The organism is Streptococcus sp. Marseille-Q4154, assembly GCF_916700545.1.
GTDB classification, from domain to species: Bacteria; Bacillota; Bacilli; order Lactobacillales; family Streptococcaceae; genus Streptococcus; species Streptococcus infantis_I.
Genome location: NZ_CAKAKN010000001.1, coordinates 644138 through 662293 on the forward strand (window position 1 = coordinate 644138; position 18156 = coordinate 662293).

At 40.4% G+C, this 18156-nt stretch carries 20 protein-coding genes; 19 read left to right on the forward strand and 1 reads right to left on the reverse strand.

The genetic code is table 11. From position 1 onward, the window contains the following. Positions 1–12 precede the first annotated feature (12 nt). The 6 genes from trmFO to LG369_RS03285 all read left to right on the forward strand — a co-directional run bounded on the left by trmFO (position 13) and on the right by LG369_RS03285 (position 4944). Complete coding sequence (gene trmFO, locus LG369_RS03260; protein ID WP_225750224.1) at positions 13–1347, forward strand: methylenetetrahydrofolate--tRNA-(uracil(54)-C(5))-methyltransferase (FADH(2)-oxidizing) TrmFO; 1335 nt, start codon at positions 13–15, stop codon at positions 1345–1347. A gap of 83 nt (positions 1348–1430) precedes the next feature. After that, positions 1431–2168: a UMP kinase gene (pyrH, locus tag LG369_RS03265; protein WP_225750225.1), complete on the forward strand. Its 738-nt coding sequence runs from the start codon at positions 1431–1433 to the stop codon at positions 2166–2168. A gap of 8 nt (positions 2169–2176) precedes the next feature. After that, on the forward strand, positions 2177–2734 hold the full coding sequence (gene frr / locus LG369_RS03270; RefSeq protein ID WP_178894893.1) for a ribosome recycling factor: 558 nt from the start codon (positions 2177–2179) through the stop codon (positions 2732–2734). A gap of 60 nt (positions 2735–2794) precedes the next feature. Continuing rightward, entirely contained in the window at positions 2795–3649 is an 855-nt protein-coding gene (gene cvfB / locus LG369_RS03275) for an RNA-binding virulence regulatory protein CvfB (RefSeq protein ID WP_225750226.1), read from the forward strand. 8 nt (positions 3650–3657) lie between these two features. Beyond that, complete coding sequence (locus LG369_RS03280; RefSeq protein ID WP_004253287.1) at positions 3658–3873, forward strand: YozE family protein; 216 nt, start codon at positions 3658–3660, stop codon at positions 3871–3873. An 84-nt stretch (positions 3874–3957) separates the two neighbouring features. Next, positions 3958–4944, forward strand: a complete 987-nt coding sequence (locus LG369_RS03285) for a PhoH family protein (RefSeq protein ID WP_004253290.1) — start codon at positions 3958–3960, stop codon at positions 4942–4944. Positions 4945–4991: 47 nt separating this feature from the next. Here LG369_RS03285 and ald read toward each other — a convergent pair whose 3' ends face one another. Next, entirely contained in the window at positions 4992–6104 is a 1113-nt protein-coding gene (ald, locus tag LG369_RS03290; RefSeq protein WP_036757336.1) for an alanine dehydrogenase, read from the reverse strand. A gap of 176 nt (positions 6105–6280) precedes the next feature. Between ald and LG369_RS03295 the strand changes: the two genes are divergently transcribed. From LG369_RS03295 to LG369_RS03355, 13 genes are all read left to right on the forward strand, one after another. Next, complete coding sequence (locus LG369_RS03295; RefSeq protein WP_006155692.1) at positions 6281–6850, forward strand: GNAT family N-acetyltransferase; 570 nt, start codon at positions 6281–6283, stop codon at positions 6848–6850. Between the two features lie 65 nt (positions 6851–6915). After that, positions 6916–7557, forward strand: coding sequence for a helix-hairpin-helix domain-containing protein (locus LG369_RS03300; protein WP_225750227.1), 642 nt, complete (start codon positions 6916–6918; stop codon positions 7555–7557). Then, positions 7541–9751, forward strand: coding sequence for a ComEC/Rec2 family competence protein (locus LG369_RS03305; RefSeq protein ID WP_225750228.1), 2211 nt, complete (start codon positions 7541–7543; stop codon positions 9749–9751). Before LG369_RS03300 ends, LG369_RS03305 begins: the two co-directional genes overlap by 17 nt. A gap of 122 nt (positions 9752–9873) precedes the next feature. Next, complete coding sequence (locus tag LG369_RS03310; RefSeq protein ID WP_006148665.1) at positions 9874–11160, forward strand: peptidase U32 family protein; 1287 nt, start codon at positions 9874–9876, stop codon at positions 11158–11160. 13 nt (positions 11161–11173) lie between these two features. Continuing rightward, positions 11174–11485: a CHY zinc finger protein gene (locus LG369_RS03315; protein WP_225750229.1), complete on the forward strand. Its 312-nt coding sequence runs from the start codon at positions 11174–11176 to the stop codon at positions 11483–11485. A 230-nt stretch (positions 11486–11715) separates the two neighbouring features. Continuing rightward, on the forward strand, positions 11716–11916 hold the full coding sequence (locus LG369_RS03320; RefSeq protein WP_001054551.1) for a F0F1 ATP synthase subunit C: 201 nt from the start codon (positions 11716–11718) through the stop codon (positions 11914–11916). A gap of 32 nt (positions 11917–11948) precedes the next feature. Further along, complete coding sequence (atpB, locus tag LG369_RS03325; protein WP_049495745.1) at positions 11949–12665, forward strand: F0F1 ATP synthase subunit A; 717 nt, start codon at positions 11949–11951, stop codon at positions 12663–12665. Positions 12666–12683: 18 nt separating this feature from the next. After that, positions 12684–13178, forward strand: coding sequence for a F0F1 ATP synthase subunit B (atpF, locus tag LG369_RS03330; RefSeq protein WP_214261795.1), 495 nt, complete (start codon positions 12684–12686; stop codon positions 13176–13178). After that, positions 13178–13714 (forward strand): F0F1 ATP synthase subunit delta, encoded by a 537-nt coding sequence (locus tag LG369_RS03335; protein ID WP_225750230.1) that lies wholly within the window; start codon positions 13178–13180, stop codon positions 13712–13714. The genes atpF and LG369_RS03335 overlap by 1 nt, the downstream gene beginning before the upstream one ends. A 14-nt stretch (positions 13715–13728) precedes the next feature. Continuing rightward, the gene (gene atpA, locus LG369_RS03340; protein ID WP_225750231.1) at positions 13729–15234 is read left to right on the forward strand and encodes a F0F1 ATP synthase subunit alpha; all 1506 of its coding nucleotides are present in this window, start codon (positions 13729–13731) and stop codon (positions 15232–15234) included. A 15-nt stretch (positions 15235–15249) separates the two neighbouring features. Beyond that, the gene (locus LG369_RS03345) at positions 15250–16128 is read left to right on the forward strand and encodes a F0F1 ATP synthase subunit gamma (protein ID WP_070677221.1); all 879 of its coding nucleotides are present in this window, start codon (positions 15250–15252) and stop codon (positions 16126–16128) included. 191 nt (positions 16129–16319) lie between these two features. Further along, positions 16320–17726, forward strand: a complete 1407-nt coding sequence (gene atpD / locus LG369_RS03350; protein ID WP_036757320.1) for a F0F1 ATP synthase subunit beta — start codon at positions 16320–16322, stop codon at positions 17724–17726. A gap of 10 nt (positions 17727–17736) precedes the next feature. After that, positions 17737–18156 carry a F0F1 ATP synthase subunit epsilon gene (locus tag LG369_RS03355; protein WP_006148659.1) on the forward strand — a complete coding sequence of 140 codons (420 nt, stop codon included), beginning with the start codon at positions 17737–17739 and terminating at the stop codon, positions 18154–18156.

Sequence of the window (18156 nt, forward strand, 5' to 3'; positions counted from 1 at the left end):
GGTATTAGTGTCGTGTCTCAATCTTATATTAATGTTATCGGAGCAGGTTTAGCGGGGTCTGAAGCTGCTTACCAAATCGCAGAGCGTGGTATTCCAGTTAAACTCTATGAAATGCGTGGTGTCAAATCAACACCTCAGCATAAAACAGATAATTTTGCAGAATTAGTGTGTTCCAACTCATTACGAGGAGATGCTCTTACAAATGCTGTCGGGCTCCTTAAGGAAGAAATGCGTCGTCTTGGTTCTGTGATTTTAGAATCGGCAGAAGCAACGCGTGTTCCTGCTGGTGGTGCTCTCGCGGTTGACCGTGATGGTTTCTCTCAAATGGTTACTGAAAAGATTGCCAATCATCCTTTGATTGAGGTCGTTCGTGACGAAATCACAGAATTGCCAACAGATGCTATTACAGTTGTAGCAACTGGTCCTTTAACAAGTGATGCTCTTGCTGAGAAAATTCATGCACTCAATGGAGGAGATGGTTTTTATTTCTACGATGCTGCAGCTCCAATCGTAGACGTCAATACCATTGATATGAATAAGGTCTACCTAAAGTCTCGTTATGATAAAGGAGAAGCAGCTTATCTCAATGCTCCAATGACCAAGCAAGAGTTTATGGATTTCCATGAAGCTTTGGTCAATGCAGAAGAAGCACCCCTTAATTCTTTTGAAAAAGAAAAGTACTTTGAAGGGTGTATGCCAATTGAAGTTATGGCTAAACGTGGCATTAAAACCATGCTTTATGGCCCTATGAAACCAGTTGGTCTAGAATATCCAGAAGACTATAAAGGACCTCGTGATGGCGACTTTAAAACTCCTTACGCAGTCGTTCAGCTTCGTCAAGATAATGCGGCGGGAAGTCTCTACAATATCGTGGGATTCCAGACTCACCTCAAATGGGGAGAGCAGAAGCGTGTCTTCCAAATGATTCCAGGTCTTGAAAATGCCGAGTTTGTCCGTTATGGCGTTATGCACCGCAATTCTTATATGGATTCTCCAAATCTTCTTGAGCAAACATATCGTTCTAAGAAACAGCCAAATCTTTTCTTTGCTGGTCAGATGACGGGCGTGGAAGGTTATGTTGAATCAGCAGCATCAGGGTTAGTAGCAGGTATAAACGCAGCTCGTCTTTTCAAGGGAGAAAGCGAAGCTATTTTCCCAGAGACTACAGCTATTGGTAGTTTAGCTCATTATATTACGCATGCTGATAGCAAACACTTCCAACCTATGAATGTAAACTTTGGTATTATCAAGGAATTAGAAGGTGAACGAATCCGTGATAAAAAGACTCGTTATGAGAAAATCGCAGAGCGTGCATTGTCCGATTTAGAGAAATTTTTATCTGTCTAATTTTTTTGAAAGAATTGCTCATGATACTATAAAAATCTTTGAAATTGTGATAAAATAGGTAGGATAAAAAAAGGAGAGAGAAAATGGTAGAACCTAAGTATAAACGTATCTTAATCAAGCTATCTGGTGAAGCCCTTGCTGGCGAACGTGGTGTCGGGATTGATATCAAAACTGTTCAAAGTATGGCTCAAGAAATCAAGGAAGTTCACGAGTTAGGAATTGAAATTGCCTTGGTTATCGGAGGTGGAAACCTTTGGCGTGGCGAACCTGCAGCAGAAGCTGGTATGGATCGCGTTCAGGCAGATTACACTGGAATGCTTGGGACAGTTATGAATGCTCTTGTGATGGCAGACTCATTGCAACAAGCTGGAGTTGATACTCGTGTACAAACAGCCATTGCTATGCAACAAGTAGCAGAACCTTATATTCGTGGACGTGCCCTTCGTCACCTCGAAAAAGGTCGTATCGTTATCTTTGGTGCAGGAATCGGTTCACCATATTTCTCAACAGATACTACAGCAGCTCTTCGTGCAGCTGAAATTGAAGCAGACGCTATTTTGATGGCTAAGAATGGTGTAGACGGTGTCTACAATGCAGATCCTAAGAAAGATAAGACTGCTGTTAAATTTGAAGAATTGACTCACCGTGATGTTATCAATAAAGGCCTTGGTATCATGGATTCAACAGCTTCAACGATTTCAATGGATAACGACATCGACTTGGTAGTCTTTAATATGAACCAACCTGGTAATATCAAACGTGTTGTATTTGGTGAAAATATCGGTACAACAGTTTCAAACAATATCGAAGAAAAGGAATAGGAAAAATTATGGCTAACGCAATTGTAGAAAAAGCTAAAGAGAGAATGACTCAATCTCACCACTCACTTGCTCGTGAATTTGGTGGTATCCGTGCAGGTCGTGCTAACGCTAGCTTGCTTGACCGTATTACTGTTGAATACTATGGTGTCGAAACACCTCTTAACCAAATCGCTTCTATCACAATTCCTGAAGCGCGTGTCTTGTTGGTAACACCATTTGATAAATCTTCATTGAAGGATATCGAGCGTGCTTTGAACGCTTCAGATCTTGGTATTACACCAGCTAACGATGGTTCTGTTATTCGCTTGGTTATCCCAGCTCTTACAGAAGAAACTCGTCGCGATCTCGCTAAAGAAGTGAAAAAAGTTGGTGAAAATGCTAAAGTAGCTATCCGTAATATCCGTCGTGACGCTATGGATGAAGCTAAAAAACAAGAAAAAGCTAAAGAAATCACTGAAGATGAATTGAAGACTCTTGAAAAAGATATTCAAAAAGCCACAGACGATGCTGTTAAACACATCGACGAGATGACTGCCAATAAAGAAAAAGAAATCTTGGAAGTCTAAGAAATAAACAGAAAAACTCAGTTGGCATTGCTGGCTGAGTTTTATTCGAAAGAAGGAAACATGAATACAAATCTTGCAAGTTTTATCGTTGGACTTGTCATCGATGAAAATGACCGTTTTTACTTTGTTCAAAAGGATGGTCAAACATACGCTCTTGCTAAGGAAGAAGATCAGCATACAGTTGGTGATAATGTTAAAGGTTTTGCCTACACAGACATGAAGCAAAAACTTCGCTTGACAACTCAAGAAGTGACTGCAACTCAAGATCAATTTGGTTGGGGAACGGTAACAGAGGTTCGTAAGGATTTAGGTGTTTTTGTTGATACAGGGCTTCCTGACAAGGAAGTCGTTGTGTCACTGGATATCCTACCTGAACTGAAAGAGCTTTGGCCTAAGAAGGGCGATAAACTTTATATTCGTCTAGAAGTAGATAAGAAAGACCGTATCTGGGGAGTTTTGGCTTATCAGGAAGACTTCCAACGTTTGGCACGTCCAGCATACAACAACATGCAAAATCAGAACTGGCCTGCAATCGTTTATCGTCTTAAGTTATCAGGAACTTTTGTCTATCTACCAGAAAACAACATGCTTGGATTTATCCATCCAAGTGAGCGCTATGCAGAGCCACGTTTGGGCCAAGTGTTAGATGTGCGTGTCATTGGTTTCCGTGAAGTTGACCGAACGCTTAATCTATCGCTAAAACCTCGCTCTTTTGAGATGTTAGAAAATGATGCACAAATGATTCTGACTTACTTGGAAAGTAATGGTGGATTTATGACCTTAAATGACAAATCATCACCAGATGACATCAAGGCTACCTTTGGTATTTCTAAAGGTCAGTTTAAAAAAGCTCTTGGTGGTTTAATGAAAGCTGGAAAGATTAAACAAGACCAATTTGGTACAGAGTTAATTTAGGGAGGCTTATGCGAAAATCATTTTATACTTGGCTTATGACAGAGCGTAATCCTAAAAGTCATAGTCCCAAAGCAAATTTAGCGGATCTTGCCTTTGAGGAGTCAGCCTTCCCAAAACATACGGATGATTTCGATCAGGTGAGCCGATTTTTAGAAGAACATGCTAGTTTTTCCTTTAATATGGGAGACTTCGATCGTATCTGGCAAGAATATTTAGAACATTAAAAAGGGCATTGGTGTTAAGGATAGCAATTTCTAATTGCCTTTGCTATAATAAAAAGAAATTAAAGAGTTAGAGAGGTTCTTTATTTGAAGGAACATTCAATAGACATTCAGTTAAGTCATCCAGATGACCTGTTTCATCTTTTTGGTTCCAATGAACGCTATCTTCGCTTGATGGAGGATGAGTTAGATGTTATCATCCATGCTCGTACAGAGATTGTACAAGTCTTGGGAGAGGAGTCTTCTTGTGAAGAAGCACGACAAGTAATTCAAGCCTTGATGGTCTTGGTCAATCGTGGCATGACAGTAGGAACTCCGGATGTGGTGACAGCCATCAATATGGTTAGAAACAATGAAATCGATAAGTTTGTTGCCCTCTATGAAGAAGAGATTATCAAAGACAATACTGGTAAGCCGATACGTGTAAAGACACTAGGTCAAAAACTTTATGTAGATAGTGTTAAGAACCATGATGTGACCTTCGGGATTGGGCCAGCGGGGACAGGTAAGACCTTCCTAGCAGTGACCTTGGCTGTTACAGCTCTCAAACGTGGCCAAGTCAAGCGTATTATCCTGACTCGTCCAGCAGTAGAAGCTGGAGAAAGCCTAGGATTTCTACCTGGTGATTTGAAAGAAAAAGTAGACCCTTATCTTCGACCAGTCTATGACGCCTTGTACCAAATTCTTGGGAAGGACCAAACAACTCGTCTCATGGAGAGAGAAATTATTGAGATTGCGCCTTTGGCCTACATGCGTGGACGTACCTTGGATGATGCCTTTGTCATCTTGGATGAAGCCCAAAATACAACCATCATGCAGATGAAGATGTTCTTGACACGTCTTGGATTCAATTCTAAAATGATTGTCAATGGGGATATTAGCCAGATTGACCTACCACGTAATGTTAAATCAGGTTTGATTGATGCCCAGGAAAAACTTAAGAACATTCACCAGATTGACTTCGTTCATTTTTCAGCTAAGGATGTGGTTCGCCATCCAGTCGTTGCTCAGATTATCAGAGCCTATGAACCTCGACCTGTCAAAGCTGAAGAAAATCAAGAAGAAACAGAATAAAGAAAAAGAGCAGTTGAAAAACTGCTCTTAATTTTTTGAATTTCTTATTAGACAAGTTCACTGATAGGTGTGAAGTCACGTTCTAAACCTTCAGCAACTGGTTGGCTGGTGAGTTGACCTTGATAAGTTGTTACACCTTCAAGCAAGCCTGCGTCTTCAAGGATTGCTTTCTTAAATCCTTTTCCTGCCAAGGCTTCGATATATGGAAGAGTCACATTTGTAAGGGCGATAGTAGAAGTACGAGCAACTGCTCCAGGAATGTTAGCAACTGCATAGTGGAGAACACCGTGTTTTTCATAGACAGGCTCATCATGGGTTGTCACACGGTCAGCTGTTGCAATAACACCACCTTGGTCTACAGCAACGTCTACGATGACAGAACCAGGACGCATTTGTTGAACCATGTCATCTGTCACTAATTTTGGAGCTTTGGCACCAGGAATCAATACTGCACCGATAACAACGTCTGCTTCACGCACACTTGCTTCGATATTAAATGGGTTAGACATGAGTGTTTGGATTTGGTGACCAAAGACATCTTCAAGTTCAGAGAGACGTTTAGCGCTGATATCAAGAATAGTTACTTGAGCTCCTAAACCAAGAGCGATACGTGCTGCGTGTGTACCAACGACACCACCACCGATAATGGTTACTTTTCCTTTTGGTACACCTGGGACACCACCTAAAAGAACTCCAGAACCACCAGCTTGTTTCGTCAAGAAGTGAGCTCCGATTTGGACAGCCATACGACCTGCAACCTCACTCATTGGAACCAATAGAGGAAGTTGACCTTCAGTATTGCGTACAGTTTCATAAGCAACACCAGTTGTTTTCGCTGCAAGCATAGCATCCGCTAATTCTGGGGCTGCTGCCATGTGCAAGTAGGTGAAGAGAAGTAAATCGTCACGCAAGAACTGGTACTCACTAGCAAGGGGTTCCTTGACTTTAACAACTAACTCTGCAGCCCAGGCTTCAGCAGCAGTTGCGACAATCTCAGCTCCTTGCTTTTCATAGTCAGCATCAGCAAAACCAGATCCAAGTCCAGCATTTGTTTCAATGAGGACTCGGTGACCACGACCGACAAGACTCTGTACACCAGCAGGTGTCAAAGCAACACGATTTTCATTGTTTTTAATTTCCTTTGGAATTCCAATTAACATAGAGATTAGCTCCTTATTTAACATCTAGGTTCTTATACGAAATCATCACAGGAAGAACCCAGTCTTTTCTTGTGATGTTCTTATTTTATATGAAACCGCTATAAATTGCAAGAAAAACTTGTAAACCTATTTCTTTTATGTTATTCTTTTACCAACTTATTTTAGGAGGTACAATCATGGAATTATTATTTATCAAACTAGCGAAGCATCAAATTATCGAAACAGAACGCTTAGTACTTAGACCAGTAACACTTGATGATGCAGAAGCCATGTTTGAATATGCTTCAGACAAGGAAAATACACGCTACACTTTTCCAACCAATCAAAGTCTGGAGGAAACCAAGAATAATATTGCCCAGTTTTATTTAGCCAATCCATTGGGCCGATGGGGAATTGAACTAAAAAGTACTGGAGAGTTTATTGGAACTATTGACCTGCACAAGTTGGATACTGTTCTTAAGAAGGCAACCATTGGTTATATTATCAATCAAAAATATTGGAATCAAGGTTTGACAACTGAAGCCAATCGAGCTGTAATTGAACTGGCTTTTGAAAAGATAGGAATGAATAAGTTAGATGCCTTTCATGATAAGGATAATCCCGCATCAGGAAAGGTCATGGAGAAATCAGGAATGCGTTTCTCTCACGAAGAACCATATGCTAGAATGGATAAAAATGAACCTGGAAGATTCGTAACAGATGTCCATTATGTCTTGACCAAAGAAGAATATTTTGCAAATAAGTAAGCAGTTGAAAAGTTTTTTCAGCTGTTTTTTCTTTCTCTTACGAATAAGCTAAGAGAGGAGAAGATATGGAAGAACTTATTGAGAAAATCAAAGAATATAAAATCATTGTCATCTGTGCTAGTTTGGGCTTGGTCTTAGGTGGATTTTTCCTCCTAAAACCAGTCGCTCAAACGCCTGCTAAGGAGAGTAATTTGCAGACTGAAGTTGTAGCTGTTTCAAAGGATTCGACGGATGAAAAGGAAGATAAAAATCAGAAGGAAGAAGTAGTGGAGCAAGATCTAATTACTGTCGATGTCAAAGGTGCTGTTAAATCACCTGGAATCTATGATTTGCCAGTTGGAAGTCGTATCAATGATGCTGTCCAGAAAGCGGGTGGATTAACAGATAATGCAGACAGTAAGTCTATCAATCTTGCCCAGAGAATTAGTGATGAAGCACTTGTTTATGTTCCGACTAAGGAAGAAGCTACCAACCAAGAGCCACATTCAAATGCTTCCAACACCAAAGAAAACAAGAAAGTCAATCTCAATAAAGCCAGTTTAGAAGAACTTAAACAAGTCAAGGGGTTGGGAGCCAAACGTGCTCAGGATATCATCGACCACCGTGAGTCTAACGGTAAGTTTAAGTCAGTTGATGAACTCAAAAAGGTTTCTGGTATTGGTGCAAAAACGATAGAAAAGTTAAAAGAGTATGTCACAGTGGATTAGTCGATTTCCCATCCCCAAAATCTATCTCAGTTTTCTCCTGCTTTGGCTCTACTATGCTATCTTTTCAGCAAGCTTTTTAGCACTTTTGGGCTTTGTCTTTTTACTGCTTTGTCTCTTTTTTCAATTTCCATGGAAGACTGTGGTCAAGGTTCTCTTTGTTTGTGGACTATTTGGTAGCTGGTTTATATTTCAAAAATGGCAACAAGAAGAAGCGAGTCAACATCTTGTTGACTCCGTTAATACGGTACGAATCTTGCCTGATACTATCAAGGTGAACGGTGATAGTCTAGCCTTTCGTGGGAAGGCTGATGGCAGACTCTTTCAGGTCTATTATAAATTCCAGTCAGAGGCTGAAAAGGAAAGGTTTAAAGAGTTATCTGAACTGCACGAGATAGTAATAAAAGGAAAGCTAGCTATTCCTCAAGGAGCAAATAATTTTGCTGGATTTGATTATCGAAACTATCTCAAAACACAGGGAATTTATCAGACCTTAACTATATCAGAAATTGTCGAATTAAAGAAAGCATCCAGCTGGGATATAGGAGAAAATCTATCCAGCCTGCGGAGAAAAGCAGTTGTCTGGATAAAAAGGAATTTTCCTGACCCCATGCGTAATTATATGACAGGTCTTTTATTAGGGCACTTGGACACCGACTTTGAGGAAATGAATGAACTCTATTCAAGTCTAGGGATTATTCACCTTTTTGCTTTGTCAGGGATGCAGGTTGGTTTCTTCATGAATGCTTTTAAAAAGTCACTCTTACGATTAGGTTTGACGCAAGAGAAGTTCAAATGGCTTGCCTATCCCTTTTCTTTGGTCTATGCAGGTTTGACAGGGTTCTCAGCTTCTGTTATTCGTAGTCTCTTACAAAAACTTTTGGCTCAACATGGCTTCAAGGGGCTGGATAACTTTGCTTTGACAGTCCTTGTCTTGTTCATCGTGATGCCGAATTTCTTCCTAACTGCTGGTGGAGTACTCTCCTGTGCCTATGCCTTTATCCTGACCATGACTGGTGAAGAAGTAGGAGGAATAAAAGGTCTGGTGAGAGAAAGTTTCATTATTTCCTTAGGAATCCTGCCAATTTTATCATTCTATTTTTCTGAATTTCAACCTTGGTCCATACTCTTAACCTTTGTCTTTTCTTTTTTATTTGACATGGTCTTGTTACCACTTTTATCAATGCTCTTCTGTCTGTCATGGATATATCCTATTACCCAGTTTAACTTTCTCTTTGAATGGCTAGAGAACATCATACGATATGTTTCTCAGCTATCTACTAGACCCTTTATTTTTGGTCAACCTAATCTCTGGGTTTTGGTATGTCTATTAGTCTCTTTGGCGCTGATTTATGATTATCGTAAAAATTTGAAGAAAGCGCCTTTGCTTATCCTTTTTATCGTTTCCCTTTTCTTAGTAACCAAACATCCACTGGAAAATGAAATCACAGTCCTAGACATGGAGCAGGGACGGAGCATTTTCCTAAGAGACATGACAGGAAAGACAATATTACTGGATGTCGGTGAAAAGTTAGCAGTTGAGAAAAAAGAAGCTTGGCAGGAGAAAGTCACCTCGAGTGTTGCCAAACGGAGTTTAATTCCCTATCTGAAAAGTAGAGGAGTGGCAAAGATTGATCAGCTTGTTTTAACGGATAGTGAACCTAAGCAGCTAGACCATCTACTAGAAATTAGTAAAGCCTTCAATCTTGGAGAGATTCTAGTAACTGAAGAAACTCTTTCTAAAAGAGAATTTATGGATAAATTAAAGGAAAGTAACTTGAAAGTGCGTCCTATTAAAACAGGAGAGCAGTTAGTTATTTTTGGGAGTAGTTTAGAAGTAATCGAAAATCAAAACAGTGATAGTAAAACCTCAATAGCCATGTATGGAAAACTACTAAATCAAACTTTTCTAGTCACTGGAAATATAGAGGAGAAGTTCTTAAACAAGTCTTATCCAAAAATCCAAGCAGATGTAGTGCTAACTCATCAGCAAGCATCGAAGAAAAAGACAGATGTCGAAGTCTTCGAAATATTTCATCCTAAAATCACTGTCGTTTCTGTAGACAAGAAGAAAAAATTTAAAGAAAAAAATGGGGAGAACAACCATGAATATGGGAATTCGATTTACAAAACGGATCAAAAGGGGGCCGTTCGTTTTAAAGGTTGGAGTGCTTGGCAAATAGAAACAGTTCGCTGAGCTTAGCTTTTCAAGAAAATTAAAATTGTCTAAACAATCAATCAAAACTTGATTTTAGAACCTTTTTGCTATAAAATGGTAAAGATTAGTGTCAAACTTTTATATTGTAAATAGGAGAAAACATGACAAAAACTTTGAAACGTCCTGAGGTTCTATCACCTGCAGGAACACTTGAAAAACTAAAAGTAGCTGTTCAATATGGAGCAGATGCTGTCTTTATCGGTGGTCAGGCCTATGGTCTTCGTAGCCGCGCGGGTAACTTCACTTTCGAACAAATGGAAGAAGGAGTACAGTTCGCGGCTAAGTATGGAGCTAAGGTATATGTGGCTGCCAATATGGTTATGCACGAGGGAAATGAAGAAGGGGCCGGCGAATGGTTCCGTAAATTACGTGATATTGGGATTGCAGCGGTTATCGTGTCTGATCCAGCCTTGATTATGATTGCTGCAACAGAAGCACCAGGACTTGAAATCCACCTTTCAACACAAGCAAGTGCGACCAACTATGAAACTCTAGAATTCTGGAAAGAACTTGGCTTGACGCGTGTCGTTTTGGCGCGTGAGGTTTCTATGGAAGAATTGGCAGAGATTCGCAAACGTACAGATGTTGAGATAGAAGCCTTCGTTCATGGAGCTATGTGTATCTCATACTCTGGTCGTTGTACTCTATCAAACCACATGAGCATGCGTGATGCCAACCGTGGTGGATGTTCACAATCTTGCCGTTGGAAATATGACCTTTACGATATGCCGTTCGGTAAGGAACGTAAGAGTCTCAAGGGAGAAATTCCTGAAGAATTCTCTATGTCTGCGGTCGATATGTCTATGATTGACCATATCCCAGATATGATTGAAAATGGTGTGGACAGTTTGAAGATTGAGGGCCGTATGAAGTCTATCCACTATGTTTCAACAGTAACAAACTGCTACAAGGCTGCTGTTGATGCCTATCTTGAGAGCCCTGAAAAGTTTGAAGCTATTAAGCAAGACTTGATTGATGAAATGTGGAAGGTTGCCCAACGTGAGTTGGCTACAGGTTTCTACTACGGAACACCATCTGAAAATGAGCAACTTTTCGGAGCTCGTCGTAAGATTCCAGAATACAAGTTTGTTGCTGAAGTAGTAGCTTATGATGCTGCGACTCAGACTGCAACCATTCGCCAACGCAACGTTATCAACGAAGGTGACCAAGTTGAATTCTACGGTCCAGGTTTCCGTCATTTTGAGACTTATATAGAAGACCTTCACGATGCTAAAGGAAATAAAATCGATCGTGCCCCAAATCCAATGGAACTTTTGACTATCAAGGTTCCTCAACCAGTAGAAGCTGGTGACATGGTACGTGCTTTGAAAGAAGGTCTCATCAATCTTTACAAAGAAGATGGAACAAGCGTCACAGTTCGTGCCTAGATAAGGAAAAAGAATGGTTCAAGCTCATGGCTTACTAGTAGATCATGAAAGCAGATGTGTTCATTACCATAGTGATAAGGATATCGTAGCACTTCAGTGCTATGAGTGTCAGAAATACTATGCCTGTTATCAGTGTCATAATGAACTGGAGTCGCACATATTTTCTCCCTATCCTTTAAATCTGAAAGAGGATAGACCTGTCTTATGTGGATCCTGTGGGAAAATACTAACGTATGAGGAGTATACAGAGACGGGCACTTGTCCATTTTGTAATGCTGCATTTAATCCAGCTTGTCAAAATCATTACTCAATTTATTTCAGATAAGAACTGACAAATCCGAGTTGTAAAACTCGGTTTTTTTATTTTCAGAAAACAAGGAAAGGTAGCGAAAGTGGTATGAAAAGACAATAAAATTTTCTATATAATTGTCTTGAAAATCGTAAAATTAGAAATAAATGATTCGAAACGCTTTCATTACTAGTAAAAAGTTGACAAAAGCAAATTTTAGGACTAAACTAGGGAGGTAAATTTAATTTAAAAAAGGAGAATTCGTCATGAATTTAACATTTTTCGGTCTATGTCTTGCCTGTATGGGTGTATCTCTTGCAGAAGGATTTTTGATGAACGGTTTGTTCAAATCTGCAGCACGCCAACCAGATATCATCCCTCAATTGCGTAGTTTGATGATCATGGGGATTGCCTTTATCGAAGGAACATTCTTTGTAACCCTAGCGATGTCATTTGTCATTAAATAGACAACTCTATTTAGAAATGGAGGTGTCAAACCATGGAAGAAAGTTTGAATCCAACCGTTAATATTGGACCAATATCCTTTGATTTGACCCTGCTTGCCATGTCTCTTGTAACTGTTTTGATGGTTTTTGCCTTTGTCTACTGGGCAAGTCGAAAAATGACCATCCGTCCAAAGGGCAAACAAAATGCTCTTGAGATGATTTATGACTTTGTGATTGGTTTTACCAAACCAAACATTGGAGAATCATACATCAAGGACTATTCCTTGTTTCTGTTTTCTCTATTTCTGTTTATCTTGGTAGCCAACAATATTGGCTTAATGGCAAAAGTACAAACAACAAACGGTTATAACTTGTGGACTTCCCCAACAGCTAACCTTGGATACGATTTATCCCTCTCATTATTGATCACTTTGATCGCTCATGTAGAAGGAGTTCGTCGTAGAGGCGTTAAAGAATATTTGAAAGCATTTGTTACACCTGGCTTTATGACTCCGATGAACATTTTAGAAGAGTTCACCAATTTTGCTTCCTTGGCGATTCGGATCTACGGAAATATTTTTGCCGGTGAGGTCTTAGCTGGATTGCTATTGGCCTTGTCACAAAATGCTTTGTATTGGTATCCTTTTGCCTTTATCGCAAACATGTTATGGACAGCCTTTTCAATTTTCATTTCATGTATTCAGGCTTATGTATTTACCATGTTGTCATCAATGTACATTGGTAAAAAAATAAATGAAGGGGAAGAGTAAGTAGAGGAGGATTAGAAGATGGATTTAACTATTAGTACCATTATCGGTGACTTTATTCTTATCGCTGGTTCCTTCCTTTTATTGATCTTTTTAGTGAAGAAATATGCTTGGGGAAATATTTCCAGCATCTTAGATGAACGTGCTGAAAAGATTTCTTCAGATATTGATGGTGCCGAAGAAGCCCGTAAAAAGGCTGAGGAACTAGCTAGCAAACGTGAAGCTGAGTTAGCAGGTAGCCGTACCGAAGCTAAAACGATTATCGAGAATGCAAAGGGAACTGCTGAGAAAAGTAGAGCCGATATTTTAGCCGAAGCTAAACTTGAAGCAGGGCGCTTAAAAGAAAAAGCCAACCAAGAAATTGCTCAAAATAAAGCTGAAGCTTTACAAAGTGTTAAGGGAGATGTAGCTGACTTAACAATCAGCCTAGCTGAGAAAATTCTCTCTAAAAACCTTGACAGTCAGGCCCATAAAGAACTCATTGATCAGTATATCGATCAGCTAGGAGAAGCTTAATGGACAAAAAGACTTTAAAGGTAATTGAAAAATACAGCATGCCTTTTGTCCAATTGGTGATTGAAAAAGGAGAAGAAGACTCTATTTTTTCAGACTTGACTCAAATCAAGCAAGTTGCTGAAGAAACTGGCTTACCTATTTTTTTAGCGCAAGTGGAAGTAGATGAGTTGGATAAAGAAAAAACAGTTCGTTTTTTCCAAGGTTCTGTGTCACCTTTAATGCAAAACTTTATCGAGGTTATACTTTACAATCATCGATCCAATCTTTTTTATGATGTGATTGTAGATTGCTTGAATCGTCTTGAAAAAGAAACCAATCGTTTTGAAGTGACTATTTTGTCTGCACATCCTTTGACTGACGAACAGAAAGAACGACTAATTCCTCTCATCGAGAAAAAGATGTCTCTAAAAGTTCGTAGCATTAAGGAAAAAATTGACGATAGTTTAATCGGTGGTTTTGTTATTTTTGCCAATCACAAGACAATTGATGTGAGTATTAAACAACAACTTAAAGTTGTTAAGGAAAATTTGAAATAGAAAGTGGTGTTCTTTTGGCAATTAACGCACAAGAAATCAGCGCTTTAATTAAGCAACAAATTGAAAATTTCAAACCCAATTTTGATGTGACTGAAACAGGTGTTGTAACCTATATTGGTGACGGGATTGCGCGTGCTCATGGTCTTGAAAATGCCATGAGTGGTGAGCTGTTGATTTTTGAAAATGGCTCTTATGGTATGGCGCAAAACTTGGAATCAACAGATGTCGGTATTATCATCCTTGGGGACTTTACAGATATCCGTGAAGGCGACACCATTCGTCGTACAGGGAAAATCATGGAAGTTCCAGTTGGTGATAGCTTGATTGGACGTGTTGTCGATCCCCTTGGTCGTCCAGTGGATGGTTTGGGGCCAATCAACACAGATAAGACTCGTCCAGTTGAAGCACCAGCTCCTGGTGTCATGCAACGTAAGTCTGTATCAGAACCATTGCAAACAGGTTTGAAAGCTATTGACGCCCTTGTTCCAATCGGTCGTGGCCAACGTGAATTGATCATCGGTGACCGTCAAACAGGGAAGACAACTATCGCTATTGACGCTATCTTGAACCAAAAAGGTCAAGATATGATTTGTATCTATGTAGCGATTGGACAAAAAGAATCAACAGTTCGTACACAAGTAGAAACACTTCGTCAGTACGGTGCCTTGGATTACACAATCGTTGTGACAGCCTCAGCTTCACAACCTTCTCCATTGCTTTTCCTTGCTCCTTATGCAGGGGTCGCTATGGCAGAAGAGTTCATGTACCAAGGGAAGCATGTGTTAATCGTTTATGATGACCTATCTAAACAAGCGGTAGCTTATCGTGAACTTTCTCTCTTGCTCCGTCGTCCACCAGGTCGTGAGGCCTTCCCAGGGGATGTCTTCTACCTTCACAGCCGTCTACTTGAGCGTTCTGCTAAAGTTTCAGATGAGCTTGGTGGTGGATCTATCACGGCTCTTCCATTTATCGAGACCCAAGCAGGAGATATCTCAGCTTATATCGCGACAAACGTAATCTCTATTACGGATGGACAAATCTTCTTAAGCGATAGTCTCTTTAATGCTGGTATTCGTCCAGCTATTGATGCGGGTTCTTCTGTATCTCGTGTTGGTGGTTCTGCTCAGATTAAAGCCATGAAGAAGGTTGCTGGTACTCTTCGTATCGACCTTGCTTCATACCGAGAGTTGGAAGCCTTCACTAAATTTGGTTCAGACTTGGATGCAGCTACACAGGCTAAATTGAACCGTGGTCGTCGTACTGTAGAAGTATTGAAACAACCTGTTCATAAACCACTACCTGTTGAGAAACAAGTAACCATCCTGTATGCCTTGACTCATGGATTCTTGGATACTGTATCAGTAGATGATATTGTTCGTTTTGAGGAAGAATTCCATGCCTTCTTTGATGCGCAACATCCAGAGATTTTGGAAACTATTCGTGAAACAAAAGACTTGCCAGATGAAGCAGTCTTGGATGCTGCGATTACCGAGTTTCTCAACCAATCCAGCTTCCAATAAGAATAGAGGTGTCAGATGGCAGTATCTCTAAATGATATTAAAACAAAAATCGCCTCAACGAAAAATACTAGTCAAATTACTAACGCCATGCAGATGGTTTCTGCAGCTAAGTTAGGTCGTTCTGAAGAAGCTGCACGCAACTTCCAGATTTATGCTCAAAAAGTCCGTAAACTCCTTACAGATATCCTTCATGGAGATGGTGCTGGCGGATCAACGAATCCAATGTTGATTAGTCGCCCTGTCAAAAAAACAGGCTATATCGTCATTACATCTGACCGTGGTCTCGTTGGAGGATATAACTCTTCAATCTTGAAGGCAGTTATGGAACTGCAGCAAGAATACCATCCTTCAGGTGATGATTTTGAAGTCATCTGTATCGGTGGTATGGGAGCAGACTTCTTTAAAGCTCGTGGTATTCAGCCAATTTATGAATTGCGTGGTCTAGCCAGTCAACCAAGCTTCGATGAAGTTCATAAGATTATTTCAAAAACCATTGAAATGTATCAAAATGAACTTTTCGATGAGCTCTATGTTTGCTACAACCACCACGTGAATACACTGACAAGTCAAATGCGTGTGGAGCAGATGCTTCCAATTGTCGACTTGGACCCAAATGAAGCAGATGATAACTATAGCTTGACATTTGAGCTTGAAACAAGTCGAGAAGAAATCTTGGAACAACTATTGCCACAGTTTGCAGAAAGTATGATTTACGGTGCTATTATTGATGCTAAGACAGCTGAAAATGCGGCAGGGATGACGGCTATGCAAACCGCTACAGATAATGCTAAAAAAGTTATCAATGATTTGACTATCCAGTATAACCGTGCCAGACAGGCGGCGATTACACAAGAAATTACAGAAATCGTAGCAGGAGCTAGTGCCTTAGAATAGGCTCTAGTCCAGCTCGTATGAAAATGAACTTATACTCAATGAAAATCAAAGAGTAAACTAGGAAGCTAGCCGCAGGCTGTACTTGAGTACGGTAAGGCGACGCTGACGTGGTTTGAATTTGATTTTCGAAGAGTATTAGGACCTAGTTGAGCTAGGAACCGACAGTATCTTATACAGAATAGGAGAAGTAGATGAGTTCAGGTAAAATTGCTCAGGTTATCGGTCCTGTTGTAGACGTCATGTTTGCAGCAGGTGAGAAACTACCAGAGATTAATAATGCACTTGTCGTCTACAAAAATGACGAAAGAAAAACAAAAATCGTCCTTGAAGTAGCCTTGGAGTTGGGAGATGGTATGATTCGTACCATCGCTATGGAATCAACTGATGGCTTGACCCGTGGTTTGGAAGTATTGGACACAGGCCGTCCAATCTCAGTACCAGTTGGGAAAGAAACTCTAGGACGTGTCTTCAACGTTTTGGGAGATACCATTGACTTGGAAGCTCCTTTTGGTGAAGATGCAGAGCGTCAGCCAATTCATAAAAAAGCACCAACTTTTGATGAATTGTCTACCTCTTCAGAAATTCTAGAAACAGGGATCAAGGTTATCGACCTTCTCGCCCCTTACCTTAAAGGTGGTAAGGTCGGACTCTTCGGTGGTGCCGGAGTTGGTAAGACCGTATTGATCCAAGAATTGATTCACAACATTGCCCAAGAACACGGTGGTATCTCAGTATTTACTGGTGTTGGGGAACGTACTCGTGAAGGGAATGACCTTTACTGGGAAATGAAAGAATCAGGCGTTATCGAAAAAACAGCCATGGTATTTGGTCAGATGAATGAGCCACCAGGAGCACGTATGCGTGTTGCTCTTACTGGTTTGACAATCGCTGAATACTTCCGTGATGTAGAAGGTCAAGACGTTCTTCTCTTCATTGACAACATTTTCCGTTTCACACAAGCTGGTTCAGAAGTATCTGCCCTTTTGGGTCGTATGCCATCAGCCGTTGGTTATCAGCCAACCCTCGCAACAGAAATGGGTCAATTGCAAGAACGTATCACGTCAACCAAGAAGGGTTCTGTAACCTCTATCCAGGCTATCTATGTGCCAGCGGATGACTATACTGACCCAGCGCCAGCAACAGCCTTCGCTCACTTGGACTCAACAACTAACTTGGAACGTAAATTGGTTCAATTGGGGATTTACCCAGCCGTTGACCCTCTTGCTTCAAGCTCACGTGCCTTGGCACCTGAAATTGTTGGAGAAGAGCACTATGCAGTAGCTGCTGAAGTGAAACGTGTTCTTCAACGTTACCATGAGTTGCAAGATATTATTGCCATCCTTGGTATGGATGAACTTTCTGACGAAGAAAAGACTTTGGTTGCTCGTGCACGTCGTATTCAGTTCTTCTTGTCACAAAACTTCAACGTTGCGGAACAATTTACAGGTCAACCAGGATCTTATGTTCCAGTAGCTGAAACTGTTCGTGGCTTCAAGGAAATTCTTGACGGTAAATATGATCATTTGCCAGAAGATGCCTTCCGTGGAGTAGGTTCAATCGAAGATGTTATTGCTAAGGCTGAAAAAATGGGATTTTAAGAGGTGATCTATGGCACATTTAACTGTCCAGATCGTGACACCAGATGGCCTCGTCTATGATCACCATGCCAGCTTTGTATCGGTACGAACTCTGGATGGTGAGATGGGGATCTTGCCACGACATGAAAATATGATTGCGGTTCTAGCAGTTGATGAAGTAAAGGTAAAACGAATCGATGATGATACTCATGTGAACTGGATTGCAGTAAACGGAGGAATCATTGAGATTGCTAATAATGTCATTACCATTATTGCTGACTCAGCTGAACGTGCGCGCGATATTGATGTTAGTCGTGCAGAACGTGCTAAACTTCGTGCAGAACGTGAAATCGAAGAAGCACAAGACAAACACTTAATCGACCAAGAGCGCCGTGCTAAAATTGCATTGCAACGTGCTATTAACCGTATCAATGTCGGAAATAAATTATAA

Bases quoted from the DNA above. Each gene is read 5' to 3' on its own strand.
- LG369_RS03280 (WP_004253287.1), top strand. From the start codon at position 3,658: ATGCGAAAATCATTTTATACTTGGCTTATGACAGAGCGTAATCCTAAA.
- LG369_RS03320 (WP_001054551.1), top strand. From the start codon at position 11,716: ATGAATTTAACATTTTTCGGTCTATGTCTTGCCTGTATGGGTGTATCT.
- cvfB (WP_225750226.1), top strand. From the start codon at position 2,795: ATGAATACAAATCTTGCAAGTTTTATCGTTGGACTTGTCATCGATGAA.
- LG369_RS03295 (WP_006155692.1), top strand. From the start codon at position 6,281: ATGGAATTATTATTTATCAAACTAGCGAAGCATCAAATTATCGAAACA.
- LG369_RS03300 (WP_225750227.1), top strand. From the start codon at position 6,916: ATGGAAGAACTTATTGAGAAAATCAAAGAATATAAAATCATTGTCATC.
- LG369_RS03355 (WP_006148659.1), top strand. From the start codon at position 17,737: ATGGCACATTTAACTGTCCAGATCGTGACACCAGATGGCCTCGTCTAT.
- LG369_RS03315 (WP_225750229.1), top strand. From the start codon at position 11,174: ATGGTTCAAGCTCATGGCTTACTAGTAGATCATGAAAGCAGATGTGTT.
- atpD (WP_036757320.1), top strand. From the start codon at position 16,320: ATGAGTTCAGGTAAAATTGCTCAGGTTATCGGTCCTGTTGTAGACGTC.
- atpB (WP_049495745.1), top strand. From the start codon at position 11,949: ATGGAAGAAAGTTTGAATCCAACCGTTAATATTGGACCAATATCCTTT.
- LG369_RS03335 (WP_225750230.1), top strand. From the start codon at position 13,178: ATGGACAAAAAGACTTTAAAGGTAATTGAAAAATACAGCATGCCTTTT.
- frr (WP_178894893.1), top strand. From the start codon at position 2,177: ATGGCTAACGCAATTGTAGAAAAAGCTAAAGAGAGAATGACTCAATCT.
- atpF (WP_214261795.1), top strand. From the start codon at position 12,684: ATGGATTTAACTATTAGTACCATTATCGGTGACTTTATTCTTATCGCT.
- LG369_RS03310 (WP_006148665.1), top strand. From the start codon at position 9,874: ATGACAAAAACTTTGAAACGTCCTGAGGTTCTATCACCTGCAGGAACA.
- ald (WP_036757336.1), bottom strand. From the start codon at position 6,104: ATGTTAATTGGAATTCCAAAGGAAATTAAAAACAATGAAAATCGTGTT.
- pyrH (WP_225750225.1), top strand. From the start codon at position 1,431: ATGGTAGAACCTAAGTATAAACGTATCTTAATCAAGCTATCTGGTGAA.
- LG369_RS03305 (WP_225750228.1), top strand. From the start codon at position 7,541: ATGTCACAGTGGATTAGTCGATTTCCCATCCCCAAAATCTATCTCAGT.
- LG369_RS03345 (WP_070677221.1), top strand. From the start codon at position 15,250: ATGGCAGTATCTCTAAATGATATTAAAACAAAAATCGCCTCAACGAAA.